General features: G+C 66.2%; 26 protein-coding genes. 18 read left to right on the top strand and 8 right to left on the bottom strand.

Features of this window, described 5'->3' with window-relative positions:
- A partial coding sequence (locus tag VMV82_03865) for a hypothetical protein (protein HUY40685.1) occupies positions 1 to 804 on the top strand: 804 nt, incomplete at its 5' end.
- A gap of 64 nt (positions 805 to 868) precedes the next feature.
- On the opposite strand, the gene VMV82_03860 is transcribed toward VMV82_03865, so the two are convergent.
- The gene (locus VMV82_03860; GenBank protein ID HUY40684.1) at positions 869 to 1669 is read right to left on the bottom strand and encodes a hypothetical protein; all 801 of its coding nucleotides are present in this window, start codon (positions 1667 to 1669) and stop codon (positions 869 to 871) included.
- A gap of 61 nt (positions 1670 to 1730) precedes the next feature.
- On the opposite strand from VMV82_03860, the gene VMV82_03855 reads away from it, so the two are divergent.
- From VMV82_03855 to VMV82_03835, 5 genes are read left to right on the top strand one after another with little or no spacing between them, the layout of a single operon-like run.
- Complete coding sequence (locus VMV82_03855) at positions 1731 to 3011, top strand: carbon-nitrogen hydrolase family protein (protein ID HUY40683.1); 1281 nt, start codon at positions 1731 to 1733, stop codon at positions 3009 to 3011.
- A complete protein-coding gene (locus VMV82_03850; GenBank protein ID HUY40682.1) occupies positions 3011 to 4210 on the top strand; it encodes a hypothetical protein in 1200 nt (399 codons plus the stop codon). The genes VMV82_03855 and VMV82_03850 overlap by 1 nt, the downstream gene beginning before the upstream one ends.
- A complete protein-coding gene (locus VMV82_03845) occupies positions 4207 to 6324 on the top strand; it encodes a phosphodiester glycosidase family protein (GenBank protein HUY40681.1) in 2118 nt (705 codons plus the stop codon). The genes VMV82_03850 and VMV82_03845 overlap by 4 nt, the downstream gene beginning before the upstream one ends.
- A complete protein-coding gene (locus VMV82_03840; GenBank protein HUY40680.1) occupies positions 6321 to 7766 on the top strand; it encodes a TldD/PmbA family protein in 1446 nt (481 codons plus the stop codon). Before VMV82_03845 ends, VMV82_03840 begins: the two co-directional genes overlap by 4 nt.
- A gap of 13 nt (positions 7767 to 7779) precedes the next feature.
- Positions 7780 to 9111: a TldD/PmbA family protein gene (locus tag VMV82_03835; protein ID HUY40679.1), complete on the top strand. Its 1332-nt coding sequence runs from the start codon at positions 7780 to 7782 to the stop codon at positions 9109 to 9111.
- On the opposite strand, the gene VMV82_03830 is transcribed toward VMV82_03835, so the two are convergent.
- Together VMV82_03830 and VMV82_03825 are read right to left on the bottom strand one after the other, a co-directional pair.
- Complete coding sequence (locus VMV82_03830; protein HUY40678.1) at positions 9083 to 10006, bottom strand: hypothetical protein; 924 nt, start codon at positions 10004 to 10006, stop codon at positions 9083 to 9085. The genes VMV82_03835 and VMV82_03830 overlap by 29 nt on opposite strands.
- 2 nt (positions 10007 to 10008) lie before the next feature.
- The gene (locus VMV82_03825; GenBank protein ID HUY40677.1) at positions 10009 to 10545 is read right to left on the bottom strand and encodes a TlpA disulfide reductase family protein; all 537 of its coding nucleotides are present in this window, start codon (positions 10543 to 10545) and stop codon (positions 10009 to 10011) included.
- 47 nt (positions 10546 to 10592) lie between these two features.
- Here VMV82_03825 and VMV82_03820 point away from each other — a divergent pair, with 47 nt between their 5' ends.
- The 4 genes from VMV82_03820 to thpR are packed head-to-tail and all read left to right on the top strand — an operon-like array spanning position 10593 to position 13244.
- Complete coding sequence (locus VMV82_03820) at positions 10593 to 11450, top strand: bifunctional 5,10-methylenetetrahydrofolate dehydrogenase/5,10-methenyltetrahydrofolate cyclohydrolase (GenBank protein ID HUY40676.1); 858 nt, start codon at positions 10593 to 10595, stop codon at positions 11448 to 11450.
- Positions 11447 to 12076: an O-methyltransferase gene (locus VMV82_03815; GenBank protein HUY40675.1), complete on the top strand. Its 630-nt coding sequence runs from the start codon at positions 11447 to 11449 to the stop codon at positions 12074 to 12076. The genes VMV82_03820 and VMV82_03815 overlap by 4 nt, the downstream gene beginning before the upstream one ends.
- Positions 12073 to 12702 (top strand): MBL fold metallo-hydrolase, encoded by a 630-nt coding sequence (locus VMV82_03810; GenBank protein ID HUY40674.1) that lies wholly within the window; start codon positions 12073 to 12075, stop codon positions 12700 to 12702. The genes VMV82_03815 and VMV82_03810 overlap by 4 nt, the downstream gene beginning before the upstream one ends.
- Positions 12699 to 13244 carry an RNA 2',3'-cyclic phosphodiesterase gene (gene thpR, locus VMV82_03805; GenBank protein HUY40673.1) on the top strand — a complete coding sequence of 182 codons (546 nt, stop codon included), beginning with the start codon at positions 12699 to 12701 and terminating at the stop codon, positions 13242 to 13244. The genes VMV82_03810 and thpR overlap by 4 nt, the downstream gene beginning before the upstream one ends.
- Here the strand turns inward: thpR and VMV82_03800 are convergent.
- Positions 13228 to 13713 carry an iron-sulfur cluster assembly scaffold protein gene (locus tag VMV82_03800; GenBank protein HUY40672.1) on the bottom strand — a complete coding sequence of 162 codons (486 nt, stop codon included), beginning with the start codon at positions 13711 to 13713 and terminating at the stop codon, positions 13228 to 13230. The two genes, thpR and VMV82_03800, sit on opposite strands and share 17 nt — an antisense overlap.
- A 2-nt stretch (positions 13714 to 13715) precedes the next feature.
- Entirely contained in the window at positions 13716 to 14372 is a 657-nt protein-coding gene (locus VMV82_03795; protein ID HUY40671.1) for a helix-turn-helix domain-containing protein, read from the bottom strand.
- Between the two features lie 63 nt (positions 14373 to 14435).
- On the opposite strand from VMV82_03795, the gene sufC reads away from it, so the two are divergent.
- From sufC to VMV82_03775, 4 genes are read left to right on the top strand one after another with little or no spacing between them, the layout of a single operon-like run.
- The gene (sufC, locus tag VMV82_03790) at positions 14436 to 15203 is read left to right on the top strand and encodes a Fe-S cluster assembly ATPase SufC (protein ID HUY40670.1); all 768 of its coding nucleotides are present in this window, start codon (positions 14436 to 14438) and stop codon (positions 15201 to 15203) included.
- Positions 15196 to 16338 (top strand): Fe-S cluster assembly protein SufD, encoded by a 1143-nt coding sequence (gene sufD, locus VMV82_03785; protein ID HUY40669.1) that lies wholly within the window; start codon positions 15196 to 15198, stop codon positions 16336 to 16338. Before sufC ends, sufD begins: the two co-directional genes overlap by 8 nt.
- Complete coding sequence (locus VMV82_03780) at positions 16335 to 17603, top strand: cysteine desulfurase (GenBank protein ID HUY40668.1); 1269 nt, start codon at positions 16335 to 16337, stop codon at positions 17601 to 17603. The genes sufD and VMV82_03780 overlap by 4 nt, the downstream gene beginning before the upstream one ends.
- Before the next feature lie 15 nt (positions 17604 to 17618).
- Positions 17619 to 18011 (top strand): SUF system NifU family Fe-S cluster assembly protein, encoded by a 393-nt coding sequence (locus tag VMV82_03775; GenBank protein HUY40667.1) that lies wholly within the window; start codon positions 17619 to 17621, stop codon positions 18009 to 18011.
- 9 nt (positions 18012 to 18020) lie between these two features.
- Here the strand turns inward: VMV82_03775 and VMV82_03770 are convergent, their stop codons facing one another.
- A complete protein-coding gene (locus VMV82_03770) occupies positions 18021 to 18509 on the bottom strand; it encodes a hypothetical protein (protein HUY40666.1) in 489 nt (162 codons plus the stop codon).
- A gap of 406 nt (positions 18510 to 18915) precedes the next feature.
- Here VMV82_03770 and VMV82_03765 point away from each other — a divergent pair, with 406 nt between their 5' ends.
- Positions 18916 to 19248 (top strand): hypothetical protein, encoded by a 333-nt coding sequence (locus tag VMV82_03765; GenBank protein ID HUY40665.1) that lies wholly within the window; start codon positions 18916 to 18918, stop codon positions 19246 to 19248.
- Here VMV82_03765 and VMV82_03760 read toward each other — a convergent pair.
- Positions 19196 to 20437, bottom strand: coding sequence for a glycoside hydrolase family 125 protein (locus tag VMV82_03760; protein ID HUY40664.1), 1242 nt, complete (start codon positions 20435 to 20437; stop codon positions 19196 to 19198). The two genes, VMV82_03765 and VMV82_03760, sit on opposite strands and share 53 nt — an antisense overlap.
- 18 nt (positions 20438 to 20455) lie before the next feature.
- On the opposite strand from VMV82_03760, the gene VMV82_03755 reads away from it, so the two are divergent.
- On the top strand, positions 20456 to 21166 hold the full coding sequence (locus VMV82_03755) for a hypothetical protein (GenBank protein ID HUY40663.1): 711 nt from the start codon (positions 20456 to 20458) through the stop codon (positions 21164 to 21166).
- A 21-nt stretch (positions 21167 to 21187) separates the two neighbouring features.
- Here VMV82_03755 and VMV82_03750 read toward each other — a convergent pair whose 3' ends face one another.
- On the bottom strand, positions 21188 to 21631 hold the full coding sequence (locus VMV82_03750; protein ID HUY40662.1) for a hypothetical protein: 444 nt from the start codon (positions 21629 to 21631) through the stop codon (positions 21188 to 21190).
- A gap of 84 nt (positions 21632 to 21715) precedes the next feature.
- On the opposite strand from VMV82_03750, the gene VMV82_03745 reads away from it, so the two are divergent.
- Positions 21716 to 22384 carry a sigma-70 family RNA polymerase sigma factor gene (locus VMV82_03745; protein HUY40661.1) on the top strand — a complete coding sequence of 223 codons (669 nt, stop codon included), beginning with the start codon at positions 21716 to 21718 and terminating at the stop codon, positions 22382 to 22384.
- Positions 22385 to 22394: 10 nt separating this feature from the next.
- The gene (locus tag VMV82_03740) at positions 22395 to 23111 is read left to right on the top strand and encodes an MGMT family protein (protein ID HUY40660.1); all 717 of its coding nucleotides are present in this window, start codon (positions 22395 to 22397) and stop codon (positions 23109 to 23111) included.
- Positions 23112 to 23173: the final 62 nt, after the last annotated feature.

Raw genomic sequence — 23173 nt, 5'->3', positions numbered from 1 at the left:
GAAGGCATGGGAGCGTACGTGCAGTGGGTTCCGGACCGCCACATCGTGGTCGTCCGCTACATCCCGCCGACGCCGCCGCCCCCGCCGCCCACGGAGGCACCGCCTCCGCCGCCACCGCCGCCGCCGACACCTGCGCCGGCTCCCTATCACGACGTCTACGTGGCGGGCGATTACATCATCTCACCCAAGGTGTACAACCAGTTCAGTCCGGGTAACACGGCGGACAACAATCACGACGGGTTCTCGTACCGCATTCACGGCGCCGCGGAGTTCGATCTCCTCAACATCCCCTGGATGTTGGAGGGCGACTATCGCCAGATCAACTACCCGCATAACTGCAGCAGTCCCTCGGATCCGCAGTGCTACGTCACGAATGTCGGCAGCACGGGTAGTTCGTTCGTTCCCGCGTTCACCGTGCGTGACTACGACCTGGATGTTCGACTCGGCATTCGCGTGCTGAGCCCGAGGATCTACGTCGGCGTCGGGTACATGTGGCGGACGAATAACTACGGCTATCCGCACCTCAACAACTGGGGCTTCGGAGTATCGAAGCTGCCCGACCTAAACCACCCGTGGAGCTGGTACGGCAGTGCGTGGTACTATCCGAACGTCAAGGGCACGTATGGTGCCTACACCGTTGCGTACAACATCTTGAAGTACGACATCGGCTTCGCGTACTCAATCTTCAACACCCCGATCATGATCGAGGGCGGTTGGCAAGGAGAACGCGGATATCAGCTCGATGACTCGCCGATCGGCACGTCTCAAAACGGTCCGTACCTCGGCTTGGGCATCAAGTTCTAGATCGTCAGCGAACGATCGAGGAGAGCCCCCGGAGCAATCCGGGGGCTCTTTCTTTTTTATCGCGTTATAGCGGCGTTACTTCGGGAGCCGGCGTCGCGCTCTCTTCGGGAACCGGCGTCGCGCTCTCTTCGGGAACCGGCGGCTCGCTCTCTTCGGGAACCGGCGACGCGCTCTCCTCGGGAGCCGGCGTCTGCGGCTGCACGCACGGCGGGGTTATGACGACGACCTTCGGCTGGCCGGGCGGCGTGGGCGTCGGCGTTTCGACCGGCGTCGGTTCGGGTGTCGGAGTCGGAGGCGGCCGTCGATCGCGCGGACCCGGCGTCGGCAGCGGCGTCGGGCACATCTGCGCAAGCGCGAACCAGTGTTCGGTGAAGCCGCGCGCAACGTCGACGCGCAAAACTTTCGCGAAGTACGACGACGGATACGTGTGAATGATATGCTGCATGTACGCCCACGCCCGCCGCTGCGCGTCTTGCGTGTACACCTTACGGTATACTTCGACCATCAGAAAGTAACTGCGCGCAAGCTGCGGATCGCCGGGATAGCGCTGCGCCCATTGCCGCAGCGCTTCGTCGGCGAACTCGAGACGAGCGATGAGCCCGGGATTAGTCGTGTACGCACCGGCTTCAATGGCCACGTCGTGCGCGGTGTTGTCGATGCCGAGATAGCTCATCTTCATACGCCCGAAGTACTCGTCGCCGGGAGCCGAGCGATGAAAGTTCTCGCACTGCAAACGCTGCCACCGGCTCGGCAGCGGCGAGCACGCGTCTTTCGGCGGCGCGTGGTGCGGAGCGCCCGCTGCAGAGAGCGGCGCTTCGACGGCGAGAACGCTGAGGAGGGCGACGGCTGCGAGGATGCGGTGCATGCGCGCCCCTTCTTCGTTGCGACGCCCGGAGACCTGCGCCTCGAAGGCGAATCGAGCCGCAATGGCACGGACTCTTCGCGTTGCGGCTCTCCAGCTTCGCGCGCACGACCGCCGTTCGTTCGAGCAAGCATTTCGCGGTATCGAACGCAGCGTCGATGACGCCGCAGCGGACGCAGATCTCGTCGTCCTGCCGGAGGGAACCGTGCCTGCGTACGTTCTCGGCGACTCGGACGTTGACGATATAGGTATCGATCGTGCCGTCGCGCGCCTTTGTGAGATCGCGGCTCGGCGAGCGGCCGTTATCGTTGCGGGGGTCGCGACTCGCGACGGCTCGCAGCTCTACAACGCCGGAGTCGTGATCGACTCCGACGGTCGCGTGGCCGGCCGTGCCGACAAGGTGTTCTTATGGCACTTCGACCGGCGATGGTTCGCAGCGGGAACGCAGGTCGCGCCGATTCACACGTCGATCGGTCGCCTCGGCGTCTTGGTATGCGCCGATGGGAGAATGCCGGAGATCGCACGCGCCCTGGTCGACGGCGGAGCCGAGATGCTCGTCATGCCGACGGCGTGGGTTTCGAGCGGACGCGACCCAAATGCGCTAGAGAACCCCATCGCCGATCTGCTGGCACCCATGCGCGCGTACGAGAACGGGGTCCCGTTTGCCGCCGCCGACAAGTGCGGCGTCGAACGCGAAATGGTGCTCTACTGCGGAAAGAGCCAAATCCTCTCGGACTCAGGCGACGTCCTTGCCATAGCCGGCGAGCGCGAGCCGCAATGCATCGTGGCGACCGTCGAACTCGGCGACCCGCACCCGAGCCGCGTTGCACTCCCCGAGCCGGCGCCGCGAGAGACGGCGGCCCGAAGCGTCCTGCGCGTGGCCGTCAGCGCGCATGCGCTTCCAGGCGACATCGACGACCGCTTGCGTATTTTGGAATGCGAGCACGTACTCGCTCCGGGAGCACAGCCGCAGCTCGCCGCCCTCGATGCGACGATCCCGGTTGCGATCGTGGACGACGGCGTGATGCACGACCCCGCGGGCCTCGCGGCCTTCCGCCGGGCGGGCTATCGACTCGCGCTCTGGGCGACGCGAAGCGACGCATGGACCGAGCGCATCGCGCGCGCGCGCGCCGGTGAGGCGCGGATGTACGTCGTCGTGCTGGATGCGCAGGCGGGGCGCGCCTTCGTCGTCGATCCCGACTACGCCATCGTGTGCGGAACGTTCGACGGCTACCGCTTGGCAGCGTGTGCGATCGATCCCGCGAAGACCGCGCAGACCCTCGTGGCGCCGGGAACCGACGTCGCGGAAGGTCTGGCACGCGTCCACGCGATGACGATGCGTTGATGCGCACGATCGTTGCGGCCGCATGCGCGCTCGCGCTCCTCGCAGCGACCCACCGCCTCGCGATCGCGCGATTCGCGAACACGGCCGCGTCCCTCGTGCCGGGCAGCCGCTTCCCCACGCGCCTGTCGGACGGCGCGCTGCCGAATCGCGTCTCGGTGATCGGCAGTGGTGCCATCGTGAACGGCGCGTACGTCGTGCCGCCGGGCGCTCCGCCGGGAAGCGCAACGCTGGTTGCGGCAAACGCCGCGTCCCTTGCGGTTCGAACGTTTCACATCGTCGCGCCGCCGCACGCTCCGGTGATCGCCGTCGCTTCGTACCAAAACGGCATAGCGTTTCACGATCCTCGCACCTTCGCGCCGCTCGGAACGCTCGCAACCGCAGGCTCTCCGAGCGACGTGATCGCAGCCGGCGGGGAGATTGCGGCGACCGACACGGACGGCAGTACGATGACGTCGGTGCGACTGAGGCCCTGGAACGTTCGCGAGATCCCAGGCATCCTGCTCGGCGATGAGCTCGCGGCAGATCCGCCGCTCCACGCGGTCTTCGTCACCGAGCGCGAGCTGAACGGCAAGGGCGGCCTCGCACGCGTCTCCGGCGATCGGGTCGCGACCATCGTCACGGGAACGACCGCCGAAGGTATCGCGATCGATGTTCGCACGCAGCGCGTCTACGTTGCCGACGTGAACGACGACGCCGTCGCAATCGTGGACGCGAAGCGCATGCGCGTCGTCGGGCGAATACGGCATGTCCCGCGCGCCTTCTCGCTGGCGCTCTCGCGCGACGGGCGCCGGCTCTACGTGGTCTCGAACCAAAGCGAGAGCACGTTTCTCGCAGCGGCCGGAAGGGTCACCGAGATCGCGCTCGGTCCCGGAGGTCCACGCGTAGCGGCGCGAAGTTCTCCACTCGAGTTTCCGGTCGGCATCGCGCTTGGGACGCTCGGGCGCGTCTTCGTTACCGACGAGCAAAGCAACGTCGTCGACGTGCTGAACGCGCGGACCCTGCGCGTCGCGCACGCACCGGTCGGTACCTGCCGCACGCCGTGGGCGCCCACCCTCGACGTACGCTCGCACCGGCTCTATATCCCTTGCGCGGGAAGCAACGAGGTCGACGTGCTCGACGCGCGAACTCTGAAGCGCGTGCGCGGCGCACCCTTTCAAACCGGCGGCTACCCACTCGCCGTCTCCGTCGTACGCCGGTGACGCACCGGCTGCCGGCCGCGATCGTGCTGGCACTACTTCCGGCATTTGCGTCGGCGGCCGATCTGCCGTCGAAGCTCGATCTTCACGCTCCGTTTCCGGTCGTTACGCTCCAGGCGCCGGAGATCGAGCGGGTCGCTCCGGGCGTCGAATACGGCGACTACGAGCTATGGAGCGATGCCGGGCCGATCTCCGTCCACGTCATCGCCGCAGATCTCACGAACCCCGGCGTGCACGCGCGTACCGTGCTCGCAGGCGATGCGTTGGGCTCGAACGGCGAGACGATCTCGGACATGGCGCAACGCACGGGCGCCGTCGCCGGCATCAACGGCGACTACTTCGACATCGGACGGACGAACCGCCCGACGAACATCGTGGTTCAAGACGGCACGCTCCTGCGCTCGCCGCGCAAACGTTACGCACTCGCGCTGCTGCGCTCGGGAAGCGCGCACTTCGCCGAGTTCTCCTTCACCGGCTCGGTGCAGATCGGCACGCAGGCGTTCTCACTCGACGGCGTTGACGTCATGCCCTCGCATTCCAATGAGATCGCGCTCCTCACGCCTGCATTCGGAGCGGTGTCCCAAGAGCCGGGCTTCACGAGCGTTGCGCTCACGCCCACGACAGGAACACCGCCGTTTGCCGCCTATCGCGTCGATTCATTCGCGCAGACCGCCGACGGACCCCAGCCCGCTGGATACTATCTCGTCGTCGGCTCCGACGTCGCGCCCGGCGCTCTCCCAGCGGTCGGCGATGCGGTGGTCGCAAGCGGCGCCCTCGCGCCGATCGCGCTCTCGGAGATCGCGGACGCCGTCGGTGGCGGCCCGCTCATTCTCTATCACGGCGCGTGGTACGCGGATCCCGACGGCCCTCGCGGCGGCGCGTTCGATCACCGGATCCCATGCTCCGGAGCCGCGCTCGAGAGCGACGGAACGCTGTTGCTCGTCGAGGTCGACGGGCGCCAGCCGGAGCGCAGCGTGGGTTTGACGCGGCCGCAGCTCGCCGAGCTGATGCGCGCACTCGGCGCGCAGGACGGCATGGCGTTCGACGGCGGAGGATCCTCCGCGATCGCCGTGCGACTGCTCGGCGAGCGGAAGGCATTACTCCAAAGCTCGCCGTCAGACGGTATCGAACGCCGCGTCGCAAACGGCATCTTTCTCTACAACGACGCTCCCGTCGGAGCGGCGCAGCGGTTGGTGGCGTCGCCGCAGGTGGTTCGCGCCGTCCCGGGCGCGCAGGTCGCACTGCACGTCGCTGCAATCGACGCAGACGAACACCCCGCGGATCTGCAAGCGCCGCTCACGGCAACGGTCGAGCCGGGCGCGCTCGGAACCGTACGCGGGGACACGTTCGTAGCAGCCGCACCCGGTACCGGACGCATTCAACTGCGCGCCGGAACGATCCGCGGAAGCATTCCGCTCGAGGTGGCCGCAGCGCCCGCGCGGCTGCTTATCCTGCCGCCGGATCCGAACGTCGAACCGCACGGCGTGCTCGCGTTGCAAGCCCACGCCTTCGATGCGGCCGGCTTCGCGCTCGCTCTCCCGCGCCAGATGCTTTGGAGCGCCAGCGGCGCTACTATCGACGGTCTCGGGCAGGTAACTGCGGGCGATCGCGACGCGGACGTACGTTTGGACGTCGGCGGCCGCGTCGCGGCATTGCACGTCTCGGTCGGCAGTCACGACGTCGCCGTCGACATCGCGAACGGCATTGCATTCCTCACCTTTCCCGCCGGCGGCAGCGGCAGCGCAAGCGCGCAGGTCGCGTGTGACGGGTGCATTCGTCTGACCTACGCCATCGGCGATCGGGAGCACGCGGCGTATGCGGTCGCCGAGCGAGAGCTTCCGGCCGGCAGCGTGGGTTTGAGCTTCGACGTTCGCGACGACGGCAGCGGCGCCGCACTACGCCTCGCGCTGCGCAACGCGATCGACGAACAGGTGCTTCTTGCAGCCGTGACCCTCAACCAACAGGGGCTGCGCCACGTCGTCGTCCGGTTTCCGCTCGGCATGCCGCAGCCGATGCGGTTGGTAGGCTTCTACGTCATCGCTACGCGCGCGTCGCCTGCACCCGCCGGCTCGATCGTGATCGGCAACGTTCGTGCGCTCGTGGGAGGGTCTCGATGACGGACGCGGCAGCGCAGCGCGTTCTCGACACCGCCGCAGCGCGTGGCGCGCAGTTCGCAGACGTGCGCTTCGAGACGACGCGCAGCGAGCGCGTCGAAGTGCGCAACGGCGTCGTCGCGTCGCTTGCCGATGCGACCTCCAGCGGCTATGGCGTCCGCGCGCTCGTCGACGGCTCCTGGGGATTCGCCGCAAGCGACGATCCGAACGACGCTGCGCTCGATGCAACCGCGGCGCGCGCGTGCGCGATTGCGCGAGCCGGGGCCGCAATCGCGCGCCGGCGCATCGGCTTCCCGCCCCCGCGCGCCTATGTCGACGAGTACGCGACGCCGGTCGAGCGCGATCCGGCGAGCGTGCCGCTCGGCGAGCGCGTCGCCTTGCTTCTCGAAGCCGAGAGAGATCTGCACGCCGGAAACGCGATCGCAGTCGGCCGCGCGTGGATCGATCTTTGGAGCACGAAGAAAACATTGTACAGCTCGAGCGGATCGCGCATCGCGCAGCACGTCGTGCAGACCGGCTGCGGGATGGAAGCGATGGCGGTCGGTGACGGCGACGCGCAGACGCGCACGTTCCCGGGCGACGTTGGACTCTACCAATCCGGAGGCTGGGAGATCGTCGAAAAGGCGAACCTCCGGGAGAATGCGCGGCGAATTGGCGAAGAGGCGATCGCGCTGCTCGCGGCTCCGCAGTGCCGCAGCGGAATCTGCGACATCGTCCTGGGCGGATCGCAAGTGTCGCTGCAGATTCACGAATCCTGCGGTCATCCCGCCGAGCTCGATCGCGTCATGGGCTGGGAGGCGAACTTCTCCGGCACGAGCTTTCTTGAAATCGACCAGCTCGATCGGCTGCGCTACGGATCGCCGCACGTCACCATCGTGATCGACAACGCGATGCCGCTCGGGATGGCGACCTGCGGCTATGACGACGAGGGGACGAAATCCGGCCTCTCCGATATCGTGCGCGACGGCATCCTCGTCGGCTACGAGATGAGCAACGACACAGCGCGCGCAATCGGAAGAGCATCAAACGGCTGCGTCCGTGCCCAGAGCTGGGCCTTCGCGCCGATGATCCGCATGTGCAACCTGAGCCTGCTGCCCGGTAACGTTCCTTTCGAGCATCTCTTCGACGACGTCCGCGAGGGTCTCTACATGGAGAGCAACCGCTCCTGGTCCATCGACGATCGCCGCCTGAACTTCCAGTTTGGATGCGAGATCGCGTGGGAGATCAAGAACGGCAAACGCGGCCGCATGCTCAAGAACCCTACCTACGCCGGCATGACGCCGCAGTTCTGGGGCTCATGCGACGCCGTCGGCGATGCCGCGTCTTGGTTCGCCTGGGGGACCCCGAACTGCGGCAAAGGCGAGCCGATGCAGGTCGGACGCACGACCCAAGCCGCGGCACCCGCACGCTTTCGAAACGTCGCAGTCGGCGTGGGATACGAATGAGCGGAGTACAGGGATGAATGGCCTGGATCGCGAGCGGCTAGCGCGCGAGATCCTCGAACGCTCGACCGCCGACGAGACCGAGGCTCTCGTCGCGGCGAGCGACAGCGCGGTGACGCGCTTCACGCACGAGGTTTCAAACCAGAACGTTGCGGCCGAGGGCGTCGAGCTCTCCGTTCGCGCGATCGTGGACGGGCGCACCGGCGTTGCGAGCGCAAATGCGTTTGACGCGCTCTCGCTGCAGCAGCTCGTCGACCGCGCCACGGCGATGGCGCGGCTTGCTCCGAAGGATCCTCTGCAGCCGTCGCTTCCCGCGGGTAAACCCGCGGCTGCGCCTGCCGGCGCGTACGTGCGTGCGACGGCAACGGCGCCACCACAGCGCCGCGCGCAGCTCTGCGATCCGCTCTTCGCGGCAGCGGAGGACTCGGGATGCTGGTGCGCCGGCTACATCTCCACGGCCTCCACCGGTATCACGGTTGCAAACTCGAATGGCGCGCTTTCGTCCTTTGACGGAACCGAGGCGGGCGCCAACGTCAAGATGATCGCACCCGACGCGAGCGGATGGGCGGAGTCACACGCGACCGACGTCGACGCGATCGATGCCGTCGCCGTGGCTACGCGTGCGGTTGAGAAAGCGCGGCGCGCGAGGGCGCCTCAAAGCGTCGAACCCGGAAAGTGGACCGTCGTGCTCGAGCCGGCGGCCTTCGGGGAGATGCTCGCCTACCTCTCGGGACACTTCTCGGCGCAGAGTTTCGACGAAGGCTCTTCGTTTTGCAGCGCAGGGCTCGACCGTTCGTACTTCGGCGAGAACGTGTCCCTGTACGACGATTGGTCGCATCCGCTCGCTCCAGGCATGCCGTTCGATTTCGAAGGGTATCCGACGCAGCGGCTCGCCCTCGTGGAGCGCGGGGTCGTGCGCTCGGTAGTCACCGACAGCTACTACGCGCACAAACTTGGGCGCGAGAACACCGGCCACGCCTTGCCGGCTCCCAACGCGTACGGCCCGCAGCCGCTCCACCTCGTCGTCGGGCCCGGAAGCGCCTCGTTCGACGAGCTCGTCGCACGAACCGAGCGCGGCCTGCTCGTCACGCGCTTTTGGTACATTCGGCCCGTCGATCAGAAGCGAGCGATCGTCACCGGGATGACGCGCGACGGAACGTTTCTCATCGACAAAGGGCGCGTCGCGCACGGGGTTCGCAACCTGCGATTCAATCAGAGCATCCTAGAAGCGCTGCGCGCGTGCGAGTTCTCGCGAGAGCAGTATCGTACGGGCGGCTACGGCTACGGCGTCGTCACGCCAGCTGCGCGAATAGAAGGCTTCAACTTTTCGAGCGTGACGGAGTTTTAGCGCCGCGCTGCGAGAGCGACAACCCGAGGCCCAGCGCAAGAGCGCCGAATCCAACCGTCAGACCCGGGAGCGATGGGATCGCCGTAAGCTCGACCGCCGGATACCGCACGATCGTCGCGCGCAAGCGTAGTCCGCCGACGGCCACCTGCTGGCGGTCGTTCGCCAGGAATATCGCGTGTGGAAGCGGTCGATCGGTCTCGTCGTCTACGGCAAAGAGCACGACCGGGCGCGGGGATCCCGAGATGCCGCTCATCAGCGCGACTTGCTGCGCGCTGAAGAGCACGACCTTGACGATGCGATGTGCGGCCGGAACGGAGAAGGCATCGAAGGGAAGATCGAGCCCCGAGATCCGCTGCGTCTGCTGCATCAGCAAGACGGGCGACGAGAACGCCGACCCCGTCGGCTGCGTGATCGTGAGGTGCGCGTCCGCCGCGTCGCGCGCTTCGACTGCAACCACGGTGCGCATCATCTGCTTCACGAGAAACGCACCGATGTACCGCTGGGACGCGATCGGCAACGGCGCGCGTCCGGGGAGGACGAGCGCCGGCGGCTCTCGACCGTGCAAGGCGGCGAAGCGAAGCGAGCCGCCGAGATCGGGAACGAAAATGTCCGAGCCCGGCGCTCCGACGATCTGCTGCCGGTCCGGCGCCAAGAGTCCGCTCGCAACTCCGCTAAACGCGATCGCTCCTCCGCCGAACGCGAGGAGCACGACGGCCGCTCGCGCACGCCCCGCCGCCTTTACGGCGGCATGCCGCGCACGAACCGCGAGCAACGCGACGAGCGCGACGAGCGCGACGCTGTACCATCCTTGGTGCCAGATCGCGCGATTCGGAAGCAGGAGTTGCAGGAGCACGGCGGCCGCGACGGCGACGACCAGCGTAGCGACGTCTCTCACGCTCAGGAGTGCAGCCTTGCGAGCAGCGGCGCGACCGCAGCGCGCATTTGGTCGAAGGTCAACGCACCGTCGTACCCGCGCACGATCGTACCGGTCGAGTCGATGATGACCGTCGTAGGAAATCCGAGTGCGTCGTAGGCTCGTCCGAAATCTTGTTGGGCGTCGATCCAGATCGGAAAGTGCAGGCCGAGCGATTGCGCGAACGCGCGAGCGCGCTGCGCCGATTCGCCTTGATCGACGCCGATCACGACGAGTCCCCGGCTCGCGTCGGCTGCGTACAGGCGCTGCAGATCCGGCAGCTCCTCGCGGCAGGGCGGACACCACGTCGCCCAAAGGTTCATGAGCACGACTTTGGAGCGATACCGTGCGAGCGATGCGGGGCGTCCTTCGTCGTCGCGCAGCACGATCAGCGGAGCGCGCTGACCGGCAAGCCCTGCCGGACCCGCGACGCGCGACCCTCCGCGAAAGAGCGGTACGAGTACGAGCGTCGCGACGATTGCCGCGATCGCTGCGAGGATCCATGGCGCCGACCTGCGCACGGCGGAAGAGTCCAGGGGTAACTCCTTTTGCGGACGAAGGCGACGGCGTGCCCGCTCGCATACTCGACGGCAAGGCCGTAGCTGCCGAACTGCGCGCCGAACTTCTCTCGCGTATTCTTGCGCTGCGGGAGCGCGGAACTCATCCCAAGCTCGCAGTAGTCCTCGTGGGAGAGGACGAGGCGAGTGCCGCATACGTGCACACGCTCGAGCGAACCGGCGTGCGGCTCGGCATCGAGGTCCGGGCCGAGCGTCTGCCCTCGTCCGCGCAGACGGGGGACGTTCGCGAACGGCTCGCGGCACTCGACGTGGACGCCTCGGTGCACGGCGTCATGCTCCAGCAGCCGCTTCCGGAGCCTCTATCGATCCGCGCGATCGCCGATGCCATTCCGCGGAACAAGGACGTCGACGGAGCGAACCCCTCGAACCAGGGAAATCTCGCCTTCGGAAAGTGCGCGCTCTTCGTTCCGGCTACGCCCGCCGCCGTGATGCTCTTGCTGCAGCGCAGCCCCCATTGGCCGCTGCGCGGATACGCGGCCGTCATGATCGGGCGCTCCGTCGTCGTGGGCGCGCCAGTCGCACTGCTCATGCTCCTCGAAGACGCTACCGTCACCGTGCTGCACAAAGCATCGCGCAGCCTCCAACCCTACGTTCGCATGGCAGACGTCGTGGTCACGGCAACGGGCGTGCCGGGACTGCTGCGCGCCGAGGATATCGCGCCGGGAGCGACAGTGATCGACGTCGGCACGACGCTCCTGCACGGCAAGCTCGTCGGCGACGTAGATTTTGCCAGCGTGGCTCGAGTGGCCGGCGCGATCACCCCGGTGCCCGGGGGCGTGGGTCCCGTCACGAATGTGGCGCTCTTGCGCAATGTAGTCCTCGCCGCCGAGCGAATGACGCAGTCATGAACGACGTCACCGCGTATCTCGAAGCAGCGCATCCGCCGCCCGATCCCCTCCTCTTGGAGCTGGAACGCCACGGCCGAAAGGACGGCATCCCGATCGTGTCGCGCGAGACCGGACGGTTTTTGGCAACGCTGGTCCACGCGATGCAGGCCAACCGCATTCTGGAGATCGGCACCGCCTACGGCTACTCGACGCTCTGGATGGCACTCGCGCAGCCGCCCGTGGGGACCATTTGGACGATCGATGTCGACGTGGCGCGTACCGACGTCGCGCGCTCCTATTTCGAGCGCGCAGGGGAGGCGGAGTCGATCGTCGTGCTCAATCAGAACGCGCTCGAGGTTCTCGAAACCTTTCCGCATCGCAATCTCGACATCGTCTTCATCGACGCCGACAAGACCGAATACCGAGCATATCTGGATCTCGCGATTCCGCGCCTGAAGCGATCGGGGCTCGTGATCGTCGACAACTGCTTGTGGAGCGGCCGGGTCGCGCAGCCGGAACGCGCGGACGACACCTCCGAGACGCGCGCGCTGCGCGACTTCAACCGGTATTTCCTCGCGCATCCCGATCTCGCGGCAACCATCTTGCCCCTCGGCGACGGCACGGGAATCGGCGCGCGCGTGCGGTGATTCGCGAGACGTTCGCGCTCGGACCACTCGCCTGCAACTGCACGATTCTCGCTGACGAACGGACGCGTGATGCGATCGTCGTCGACGGCGGCGACGGCGTGGACGACGTCGTAGAGCGCCTGCGCACGCGCGGCTTTCGCGCGACGTTTCTCGTGTACACGCACGCGCACATCGACCACATCGGAGACGTCGGCCGTCTCCGCGACGCGACGGGCGCGCGTGCGTTGCTTCACCCGGCGGATCTGCCGCTGTACGAAACGCTGCCTTGGCAGGCGGGGCTCATCGGGTACGCGCGGGCCCCTGCGGTGGTGCCGCTCGACGGCGGCTTTGCCGATGGGGACGAGATCGGCTCGGGTGAGATTGCGTTGCGCGTACTGCACACGCCGGGTCACACGCCCGGCAGCGTCTCCTTCGTAACTCGCGACAGAGCGACGCTCTTCACGGGCGATACCCTCTTCGCCGGATCGATCGGGCGATGGGATCTCGGCGGAACCTCGATGGAAGACATCGTCGCGTCGATCGTAACCAAGCTCCTGCCCTTCGACGATGCGACGCGCGTCGTTCCGGGGCATGGGCCGATGACGTCGATCGGCATCGAGCGCCGCGATAATCCCTACCTCACGTGAGGCTATTTATCGGCATCACGATCGACGACCAGACGCGTATCGCCTGCGCGTCCGTCGCTACGAGGCTCGAGGGTTGCGGCGTGAACGCACGGTTCGTCGATCCTGAGAACTATCACATGACGCTCGTCTTTCTCGGCAGCGTATATTCCGGACGCCTCTGCGATATCGTGGCGGCAACGCGGGGCGTTGCGCAACGTCACGCACCTTTTTTACTCGCCTTCGATCGCATTGGAGCCTTTCCACACGAGCGCAAGCCGCGCGTGATCTTCGTCGGGTCTCGGGGCGCCGATAACGCGTATCGCGTGCTCTCGGCGCAGGTGCGCGAGGTCTGCGCGGCGTTAGGCTACGGCAGCGAGAATGACGCGGTTCCGCACGTAACCTTGGCGCGAGTTCCCGGGCGCGTGAAAACGACGCTTCCGATGCTCGAGATCGACCCATTTGAGGTCGCCGTCGACGCGTTGACGGTTTTCGACTCGGTGCCCCGCAACGGAAAGACCCGGTACGAGAAGCGAGCGGCTTTCCCGCTTACGCGCGCAGGTTGATCAGGAACTTCCCGTCGCTCGCGCTCGCCGCAGCGGCAGGCGCTGCAGGCTCGACGCGCGGCGATGCGGGCATAGCGGCGTAATCGGGAACGTCGCCGCGCGCGACTTTGGCGCGATAATCGGCAATTGCGAGTTTGAGCGCTTCGAGCGCGCGGCCGGGATAATCGCGCTTCTTCTCGGGATAGCCGCCGAGCGCGTCCACGATCTCTTGCTCGCCGATCGCTTCAGCCTCTTCCAGCGTCTTGCCGCGCGCAATTTCCGTGACCAAGCTGCAGGTCGCAGTACCGAAGCCACAGCCGGTCGTGAAGTACGTGATGTCCTCGACGACGGCGCCGGCGCCGACCTTGAGAAAAATGTTGTACATATCGCCGCATGAGTCGCTGAAGTACTCGCCGCTCGCCGTTGGATTCTCCATCGTACGAAATCCCGGGCGCTCTTCGACCAGACGCTGAAACTTTGCGAAATCCACGTTTATCCTCCAACCTGCGCTTTTATCTCGAACCGGCACTCCCTGCCCCCGGTTGCGAGCGACTCGGTCTGTTCCATCTTACCGCCGATCGTCTCGTCGATCATCTGATGAACGACGTGACACATCTCGGGGTGCTCTTTGGCAACAGCCGAGTACGGGCAGTTGTGCTCGTGGAGCGCGAAACCGCCATCGATAAGGCTGTACTCAGCCACCACGCCGTCGTGCCGCAGGAGATCGGCGAGCTGAGAGACGCGATCTTCGGCGCCCGCGGCGGTCACGGTACGCTTCGCGCGCGCGACGGCGCGCTCGGAGATCGAGTCGAAGATCTTACCGACTGCGGAGTCGCCGTATTGACGGCGTACCTCTCGAAGGACCGTCGAGAGCAGCCGGTCGTACCGTTGCGGGAAAAGCGCGTCCGCCTCGCTCGTCAGCGAGAACTCCAGCGTCGGCTTGGTCGGGCCGCGCCGTACCGGCCGTTCGAGCACGAGCCCGTCTCGCTCGAGAACGACCACCTGCTGGCGTATGGCGTTGGGCGACAGATCGAAGATGCGGGCGAGATCCGCGGCCGACGCCGAGCCCCGACGGCGCAGCTCGGCGACGATCCTCCCGCGCGTGGTCTTGAAGAAGCGCTCGCCCTGCATTTGGCCGTATCCTAGCATGGAGAAGGCAGATAGTAAAGTTTATCCTTGACTTTCTCAACGGGCCTTCGCTACGATACCTCAATGAGGGAAGAGCAGGGTCTGTCTGTCGTCGGACTGCGCGCTGAGGTCGAGGGTAATGAAATTCTCAAAGGCATCGATCTCACCGTCGAGCCGGGCCGCGTCCATGCCCTGATGGGCCCCAACGGCAGCGGCAAAACGACGCTCGCGCTCGCTCTTTCCGGGCATCCCCATTACCGGATTACGAGCGGGAGCGTAACGCTCGACGGCGAGGATCTGCTCGCACTCTCGCCGGACAAGCGCGCGAAAGCCGGGCTCTTTCTCTCGTTCCAATATCCCGCTGCCATCCCGGGAGTGAAGGTTGCAAACTTCCTCTACGCCGCTCGGCAAGCCGTTCGTCCCGGCGATCTCACGCCGGCAAAGTTTCGGGCGCTTCTCATGGAGCAGATGGAGGCACTCGGCATGGATGCGTCCTTCCTCGGACGATACTTGAACGACGGTTTCTCGGGCGGTGAGAAAAAGCGGCTGGAGATGCTGCAGATGGCGGTGCTCGCGCCGCGATACGCCGTTCTCGACGAAACCGACTCCGGCCTCGACGTCGACGCGCTCAAGCACATCGGCGAATCGATTGCGTCGCTGCGCGGCAAGAGCGACCCGACGGGCTTGCTCGTCATCACGCATTACCCGCGTATCCTCCGCTACGTGAAGCCCGACGTCGTCCACGTGATGCTCGACGGCCGCATCGTCAAGACGGGCGACGCGGAGCTGGCCAATTACATCGAGCGCGGCGGCTACGACGCCATTCGCGCGGAGACCGGCGCCGTTGCTTGAACGCACGGCCGCTCCGCCGGCCGAGCTCCTCGCACGCTTTGCCGACGACGTGTTCCCGGTGGAGGTGCGCTCGGCGGCATTGCAGCGCTTCGGGCATACGCACTCCGGACGCGAACGTCCTGGGCGCTACTGGCGCATCGATCTCGACGCCGTTTCGATCGACGATCTCGCGTTCGACCCGGCGTGCGGCGAGGTCACGGTCGTCTGTGACGACCCGCGGGTGCGCGTCGGCGAACGGCCGCAAACCCTCGGAATGACGGCGTCGGGGGCGTCGAAGTTCGGCGCACTTGCATCTGCCTTCGCGAACCGGTACGCCTTCGTCACCATTCCGCCGGACGCGGACGTCGAACGGCCGATCGTCATCACCTATCGCGCCGGTACCGCGCCGCTCTTTCCCTACACCTGCGTCCACGTCCGTCGCGGCGCTCGAGCGACGATCGTGCAGCGCATCGAAGGCGATGGCGGGGCGTTCGTTTGCGGCATCGTCGAAGTCGTGACGGAGGACGGAAGCGACCTTCGCGTGGCGACCCTCCAGGATCTGCCGCAGGACGCGCGCCTCTTTCTGACGATTGGTGCTTTGCCGGGCAGAGACTCCGCCTTTTCGTGCGCAACGGCCGATCTCGGCGCGGCGCTCGTCGTCGAAGAGATCGGCGTCGAGCTCCTGGCGATGGGAGCGCAAGCGCAGATCGCAAGCATCTTCTTTCCGCGTGGAAGCCAACACGTCGACCTGCGTTCGACCGTCGACCACCGCGTCGGCGGTGCCACCTCGCTGACGACCGTGAAGTCCGCTGCGACGGACCGCGGTCAAGGACGGTACGTCGGGAACATCCGCATCGCGGCGCGAGCGCAGAAGAGTGATGCGTCGCTGCGCGACGACGCACTGCTCTTGTCGCCGAGCGCGCACATCGATTCGGTGCCTGCTCTCGAGATCGCGGCTAACGACGTAAAAGCCTACCACGGAGCGACGGTCGGAGCGCTCGACGCAGAGATGCTCTTCTACATGATGACGCGCGGCATCGAGCGCGACGCGGCGGAACGCATGGTGACGCTCGGTTTCTTCGAGCCCGCGCTCGAGCGGTTTCCGGAGCAGCTGCGCGACGAGCTGCGCGGTCTGCTCGCGGCAAAGATCGCGTGAGCACGCTCCATCTTCCCGAACGCGGAACGCGACCGCGCCCAACGGCGCTCGGAATTCGGGCCGACTTTCCGATCTTCGATCGCCCGACCGTACGCGGTAAACGGCTCGTCTATCTCGATTCCGCAGCGACTTCTCAGAAGCCGAACTGCGTGATCGAAACGCTCGACACGTATTACCGGGAATACAACGCCAACATCCACCGCGGCGTGTACGAGATCGCCGCGCTCGCGACGGAGCGCTTCGAAGCGGCTCGTGCGAGCGTCGCACGCTTCGTCAACTGTGCTCCCACGGAGCTCGTGTGGACGAGAAACACCACCGAAGCGATCAACCTCGTCGCCTACGCCTGGGGCGACGCCAACCTTCGCGCCGGCGACGCGATACTGCTCACGGAGATGGAGCACCACTCGAATCTCGTTCCCTGGCAGCTCCTCGCGCGCCGCACCGGGGCGGTGCTGCGCTTCATTCCGGTCGACGACCGCGGACTGCTGGTCCTGGACGATCTCGACCGGCTGCTCGACGGATCCAAAGTGCTGTCGATCGCGCACGTGGGCAACACGCTTGGCACGATCTCACCGCTCGAGCAGATCGTTCCGCGGGCCCGCGCTGCCGGAGCGCTCATCGTCGTCGACGGCGCTCAGGCAGCGCCGCATCTGCCCGTCGACGTCGCCGCGCTCGGCTGTGACTTTTACGCGTTCAGCGCCCACAAAATGCTCGGACCCACGGGGATCGGAGGGCTCTACGGGCGCCGCGAGCTGCTCGAATCCATGCCGCCGTTTCTCTCCGGCGGCGACATGATTCGAACGGTTGAGTACGAGCGCGCGACGTTCGCCGATCCCCCCTGGAAGTTCGAAGCGGGAACGAGCAACATCGCCGACGCGATCGCCTTCGGCACGGCCATCGAGTATCTCACCAACGTCGGGCTCGACTGGGTGCGCGAGCACGAGAAGCAGATCACGCGCTACGCATTGGAGCGCCTTGCGGAGCTCGAGCCGCACGGCCTTGCCGTCTACGGCCCCAAAGACCCGGAGCGCACGGGCGGCGTCATCTCCTTCAATCTTGCCGACGTGCACGCGCACGACGTCGCATCGATCCTGGACACCGACGGCGTCTGCATCCGCGCCGGGCACCATTGCACCATGCCCCTCATGCACCGGATGGGCTGGGACGCAACCGCTCGAGCGTCCTTTTACCTGTATACGACGCAAGACGACGTCGACGCACTCGCCGCGGGCCTCGAGAAGGCGGCGCGCATCTTCAAGGTCTAAGGTTTAACGAACGACGTGGACGACTTCTACCGCGACTACATCCTCGATCACTATCGCAATCCGCGGAACTTCGGTCGCCTCGAGGCGCCGACGGCAACCGCCGAGGATCTCAATCCGCTCTGCGGTGATCGCATCCGCATGGACCTGCTCGTCGACGCGGGCGGTACCGTTCGCAACGTGCGCTTCTCCGGGAAGGGCTGCGCGATCAGCCAAGCCTCGGCCTCGATGTTGACCGAATCCGTGATCGGCAAGTCGCTGGAAGAGGTCGCGAAGCTCACGAAGGAAGCCGTCCTGGAGAACGTCGGCATCGGCATCAGCCCGACGCGCATGAAGTGCGCGATGCTCGGCTTGCGCGTGCTCAAGAGTGCCGCTATCGGCTCCCTCGCCTCGTGGCCCGACGAAGAGTAACCCCGACCGTCAGTGAGGCTTGACGTAGAAATGGTCGGTGATGACCATTCCCTGCGGTAATGCCGCAACGGTGCAGGTCACGCGGTAGCTCCCACCGCGCGCTCGCACGTCCGCCGTGACGAGATAGGTGCCGTCGCCGTTCGACATCGATTCAACGTCGGCCACGCGCGCGCCGCGCATGAAGGGCTCGTCGGGTGCACCTGAGGCGAGATACGACGCCGCTTGCGACGTGTTTCCGCGCGCAAGCGCGTAGAGATACGCCCGGACGACGGCCGCCGGGTCGTTCGTCTCCATGCCTCTGGCTTGTTGGACGCGCTGCGGAGGCTGCGTCCGCGGCGCTTGCGTTCGCACCGTCAGCGGGCGTGGCGGCGGCGTGCGCGGGGGCGGCGCGGGGCTCGCAGTGACCACCGCCGGCAGTGTCGTTGCGGGCGCCGGCGTCGGAGGCCGCGGCGCGAGATGCGCCGGCGTCAGCCGCGCCGTCGGCACCGCGTGCGGCATTACGGTCGGCATCGCTTCGGGTGTTGGCGCAGGCTTAGCTGTCGGTCGAGGGGTCAGCGATACGAGTGGCGCCGGCGAAGAATGCGCCCGCGGCGTGGGTCGAGGTGTACGATGACGCGGCAGAGGCGTTAGACTCGGCATTGCGCTCGGCCTCGGAACCGGCGTGACGAGTGACGGGCTCATCGCCTCCTGCGCTCCAGAGCCGCGACTCCCGAAAAAATGCGCGAGAAGACCGCCGAGCAGCAGGCCCGCGAAGACGACGATAATCACGAGCGGAATGACGGGTAGCCCTCCGCCTTCGTGCCGCTCCTCGTCGCCGCGGCGGCGGCGCGGCGTGTAGCGCATCTCCGTCGTTTTCTACGCTATCGCGGCAGGCAGCTCCTCGGGTAACGCAAAATCACGAAGCGTGATCCGCGTGAGGATTCCGCTCGATCTGCAAGCCGTTGCGCAGAGCGGAGCGGCGGTCTTCGCGCTCGCTACGCCGCTGCGCGTGCGCGAGCTGCTGGCGCTCGCCGTGCGTGAAGCGATCGGCGATCTCGCTCCGGCCGACAAGTTCTCGCGTAGCGTGGTACGGACGCTGGAAGGCCTCTATGCCGGCGACTTCACGCTCTCCATCGACGGCCGGACGTTTGCCGACCCCGATGCGGTCGTGGTGTGCGGGGGGACCGCCGACGTGCGGTTCTTCGTCAACGATTGGAGGCGCGTCCGGTCGCGGGTCCGGGGTCTCCCAGCTCGGTGAAGAGCGCGTTCGGCCAGGCGAAGTCCGCACGCGTGTAATGCTTGGGGTCGTTCGGATCGAACGACTCGTGCAGCACGTGATTGCCCGTATCTGAAGCGGCGAGATACCCCAGCACCCGCGCCTTTTCGACCGGATCGATGCTCGTCATGGCCTCGACGATGAGCGCGAGGGGCCATACGTATCCGCGCGGCGTGTGCGCGCTTCCGATGCCTTGCGCATCCTTTCCGGAGTAGAAGTACGGGTCGGAGGGGGAGAGCACGAAGCGTCGCGTCGCTTGATAGATTGGATCGCGCACGTCGAGGTAGCCGATGTACGGAGCCGAGAGCAGCGACGGCACGTTGGCGTCGTCCATGAGATTGGCGTGGCCCAAGCCGTCGACTTCGTACGCGTAGATGCGCCCGTAATGCGGGACGAAGACCACGCCGGAGCGCTCGATGGCGTCGTGCACCTGCACGCTGAGACCCCAGGCCTCCTCGGCGAGACGCTCGTTGTGATAACAACTGCGCTCGATCGAGCTCAACTGCTGGAGTTCGACGACGGCAAACATGTTCTGCGGAATGTTGTAGGGGTACTGAGCGGCGTCGTCAGAGGGGCGGAATCCGGTCCAAATCATGCCGGTATAGGAGAAGGGCATGCCGTCGTCGCCCCCCACGAGCGAGCCGTTGCGATAGTGCGAGCGGGTCGCGTGGTGCTGCTCCGTTCGCAGCACGCGCAAGACGAGCGCGAACGCCCGGCCCAGTTGCGGCGTGAAGATCGATCCGTCGTGATCCTCACGCCAGTACCGGTACGCGAGCTGGACGGGATAGAGCAAGGAATCGACTTCGAACTTGCGCTCCGCGACGCGATAGTCTTCGGTAAAGGCATTGGCATAGGGATCGATGAGGATGTAGCGAGCCTGGCGGGCGATGGCACCCTTGATCATCGAGCGGACTGCGGGCTTCGTCGCCGCGTCCGGGACGTAGGCAACGAGCACCGCGCTCGAATCGCGCAGCCACTCCATGTTGATGTCGCCGCTCGAGATATACGTCGTTCCATCGCGCTCGAGTATCGCATGGCGGCTGTACGCGGAATCGGCGGCATGGGAGTAGATGGCCGAGAGCGTCGCGACGTCGGACGCAGACGTGGCGGCGATGCAACCGAACGCGGCTACACACAAAAGGACGCTTTGGTAGCGCGCCGGCTGCAGCATTTCGTGTATGATGATACCATGTCGAGCCGAGCCGTCCTTGCAGCCGGGGCATTTGCCGCCCTGATTGCACATCCGTCAGGCTCCACTCTGCGCTACAGGATCGCCGGCGACGACCTCTACCGCGTCGGCACGGCAGCGACGACGCACATCGCCTATAGCGGGATGCAGGTGCTGGCAGTCGCTCGCGCCCGCGGCGTGACGCAGTTCACGGCGCAGGCCGATTGCACGCGCACGGATGCCGCCGGGAGCACGGTCGAGCACGCGCGGTTCGTGCAGGACGAACTTCCCGATGGGAGTTTCGAGGATCGCACGGACGAGGACCCCGATTTTCTGACGATATTGAACCAGCCGTTTGCCGTCCGCCTCGACGTAGCGACGGTTCGCGATCTGCGCGAGCTCCGCGCTCCCGTGCCGTTTGCGGCCGCGTCCCCGGTGGGCGGCGGCGACTTGCGCGGGACCTTGCGCCCGGGGGTGAACGGAATCCTCGGTGGCCGGCGCGTCGTCGGAGTCGAGTTTCGCGCGGACGGCTTCGTGAACGGCCCCCTGCCGGAGCAAAATGCGAGAATCAAGGGGCGCATCCACCTCGACGGGACCGCGTACTACGACACCGTCCAATCCATGCTGCTCGCTCTCGACGCCCGTCTGACGATCGACGGCATGCTGACCGGCACCCACCTCTTCGCGGTGCCGGTACGCATCGTCTACAGCCGCTCCATAAAAATAGTGTAGAGCGACCGTCCGGCAGCCCGGTCAGAACGCGGCGAGAAGCTGGAGCTCCAAAGGATGCAAGAATGGCGTCTCGCCGAGCTCCGTCAGCGGCGTGAAGGCCAAGTGATTCTGATGGCAGTCCACGAGCATCTCAATCCCTCGCCTCACCGACCCCGTCTCGTCGACGTACTTGGCGAGTTTCTTTCGAAAGTACGCTCGCGGATCGCGTAAAACGCGCGAATAGTACGGGTCGCTCGTCAGCCCCTCCGGGCGCAGCCCTTCCTGCGGAACCAGCCAAACGAACCAAGGGTCCTCGTGCGCGCGATAGCCGATAAGCACGAGCGGTATCGCCCGTGCCGAATCGAGGTCGGGCAAGAAACTGCACATGGTGTACGCGTCGAAGGAGATCTCTCCAACAAAAACGCCCGACTGCGGCTGCAGTTCGGGCGATGGGACGACCTCCGGCGGCATCCGGTGTTGCGTCATGGGAGGAGCTTCCCCGTGAGGCCGCGGGAACCTCCGGACTGGCGAGTGAAACTCGGCCATAGGAGCGGGCGGTTCGAGCTAGGGATGAGTGCTCTCGCACCGCTCCTTCAAGGAGCCTTCTTGTCAACTGCGGTTCGCCCCGCACGCCCTTCAGCCAAGCGGGAAAGCAAGAGCGTCGCGAGCGTCGAGAGCTTCGACCAGATCGTCGACGACTATCAGCGTAGGCTCTACGGCTTCGCACTGCGCATGACCGGTAATCGCGAGGACGCCGAAGAGATCGTCCAGGATGCGTTCGTGCGCGCCTATCGCGCGCTCGGCAAGATGCCTGCCGAGCAGCGACACGAGCTTCGCCTTCAGCCCTGGCTCTACACGATTACGCTGAACGTCACGCGCAATCGTCTTCGCAGCAAGCGACCGGCGAGCGTCGCTCTCGACGCGCTCGCTGATCCCGACGCCCTGCTGCGCAACACCGAGGAGCGCCGGCCGCAGCGACCGGAGACCATCGTGGAGCAGAACGCGGATGTCGCCCTCGTCGAACGCGCGCTGCTCCAACTTCCCATGCACCTTCGTGCGGCGGCGACGCTGCGATTCATCGAGGGGCGCAGTCACCCGGAGATCGCCGAAATTCTGCACCAACCCATCGGCACCGTGAAGTCGCACGTGCACCGAGCCGTGCGGATTCTGCGGCGCATTCTCGGGCCGCAGGTCGGCCGCTTTACCCCGCAAGGAGCACCAACCCATGCGATGTCGTGACCTCGAAGCGATGTGGGACGAGACCCGAGGCACCTGCACGCGCACGCTGAAGGCCGAGGTGACGACGCACCTTCACGCCTGCCCACAATGCCAGCGACTCTACGAGGAGTGCGAAGGCGTCGCCTACTGCCTTGCATGCCTCCCCGTTCCCGAGCCGTCGTGCGACCTCGCCCGAAGAGTTCTCGGGCACATTACGTCATTACGCCAGCGCATGCGCAGCGAGCCGCTGATGCTGACCTCGGCTCGCACGCCCGTCGGGCGGCTCTACGTCGGTTTCAGGGGACCGCGCATCGCGTACCTCGGATTCGACACCGGCGGAGGCTTCGAGGCAGTGCAGCAGCGCGTCGAGCAGCGCTTGCGCCGCCCAGTCTTGCGCGGACAGGCTCCGGCGTGGCTCCACGATACGCTCGACCGATTCTTTCGGACGTGGCGCGTCGACGAGCGCGTCGTCGACATCGGCGATCTCACGCCGTTCGAGCAGGCCGCGCTTCGCGCCGCAGCGAGCATCCCTCCCGGGGAGGTGCGCTCGTACGGCTGGGTCGCGACGCAGATCGGCAAGCCCAAAGCGGCGCGGGCCGTAGGACGGGTGATGGCACGCAATCCCCTTCCGCTCTTCTTCCCCTGCCACCGCGTCGTCGACTCCTCGGGGGCGCTGCACGACTACTACTATGGGCTCGAGATGAAGCAACGTCTTTTGGAACTCGAAGGGTATCGGCGCGCGCGTTAGCCAAAAATCCGCCGGAGTCAGATGAGCGACCCACGGATACGCGCAATCCCGGACGTCCACGG

It is taken from the genome of Candidatus Dormiibacterota bacterium (genome assembly GCA_035532035.1).
In the GTDB taxonomy this organism is placed as follows: Bacteria; Vulcanimicrobiota; Vulcanimicrobiia; order Vulcanimicrobiales; family Vulcanimicrobiaceae; genus Tyrphobacter.
This window is presented reverse-complemented; position numbering and strand designations above follow the sequence as displayed.

What these genes read in the sequence shown, in the direction of transcription:
- VMV82_03860 (HUY40684.1), bottom strand. Translation starts at nt 1,669, where the DNA reads ATGCACCGCATCCTCGCAGCCGTCGCCCTCCTCAGCGTTCTCGCCGTC.
- VMV82_03855 (HUY40683.1), top strand. Translation starts at nt 1,731, where the DNA reads ATGGCACGGACTCTTCGCGTTGCGGCTCTCCAGCTTCGCGCGCACGAC.
- VMV82_03850 (HUY40682.1), top strand. Translation starts at nt 3,011, where the DNA reads ATGCGCACGATCGTTGCGGCCGCATGCGCGCTCGCGCTCCTCGCAGCG.
- VMV82_03840 (HUY40680.1), top strand. Translation starts at nt 6,321, where the DNA reads ATGACGGACGCGGCAGCGCAGCGCGTTCTCGACACCGCCGCAGCGCGT.
- VMV82_03835 (HUY40679.1), top strand. Translation starts at nt 7,780, where the DNA reads ATGAATGGCCTGGATCGCGAGCGGCTAGCGCGCGAGATCCTCGAACGC.
- VMV82_03815 (HUY40675.1), top strand. Translation starts at nt 11,447, where the DNA reads ATGAACGACGTCACCGCGTATCTCGAAGCAGCGCATCCGCCGCCCGAT.
- VMV82_03795 (HUY40671.1), bottom strand. Translation starts at nt 14,372, where the DNA reads ATGCTAGGATACGGCCAAATGCAGGGCGAGCGCTTCTTCAAGACCACG.
- sufC (HUY40670.1), top strand. Translation starts at nt 14,436, where the DNA reads ATGAGGGAAGAGCAGGGTCTGTCTGTCGTCGGACTGCGCGCTGAGGTC.
- VMV82_03770 (HUY40666.1), bottom strand. Translation starts at nt 18,509, where the DNA reads ATGCCGCACGCGGTGCCGACGGCGCGGCTGACGCCGGCGCATCTCGCG.
- VMV82_03760 (HUY40664.1), bottom strand. Translation starts at nt 20,437, where the DNA reads ATGCTGCAGCCGGCGCGCTACCAAAGCGTCCTTTTGTGTGTAGCCGCG.
- VMV82_03755 (HUY40663.1), top strand. Translation starts at nt 20,456, where the DNA reads ATGTCGAGCCGAGCCGTCCTTGCAGCCGGGGCATTTGCCGCCCTGATT.
- VMV82_03750 (HUY40662.1), bottom strand. Translation starts at nt 21,631, where the DNA reads ATGACGCAACACCGGATGCCGCCGGAGGTCGTCCCATCGCCCGAACTG.
- VMV82_03745 (HUY40661.1), top strand. Translation starts at nt 21,716, where the DNA reads ATGAGTGCTCTCGCACCGCTCCTTCAAGGAGCCTTCTTGTCAACTGCG.
- VMV82_03740 (HUY40660.1), top strand. Translation starts at nt 22,395, where the DNA reads ATGTGGGACGAGACCCGAGGCACCTGCACGCGCACGCTGAAGGCCGAG.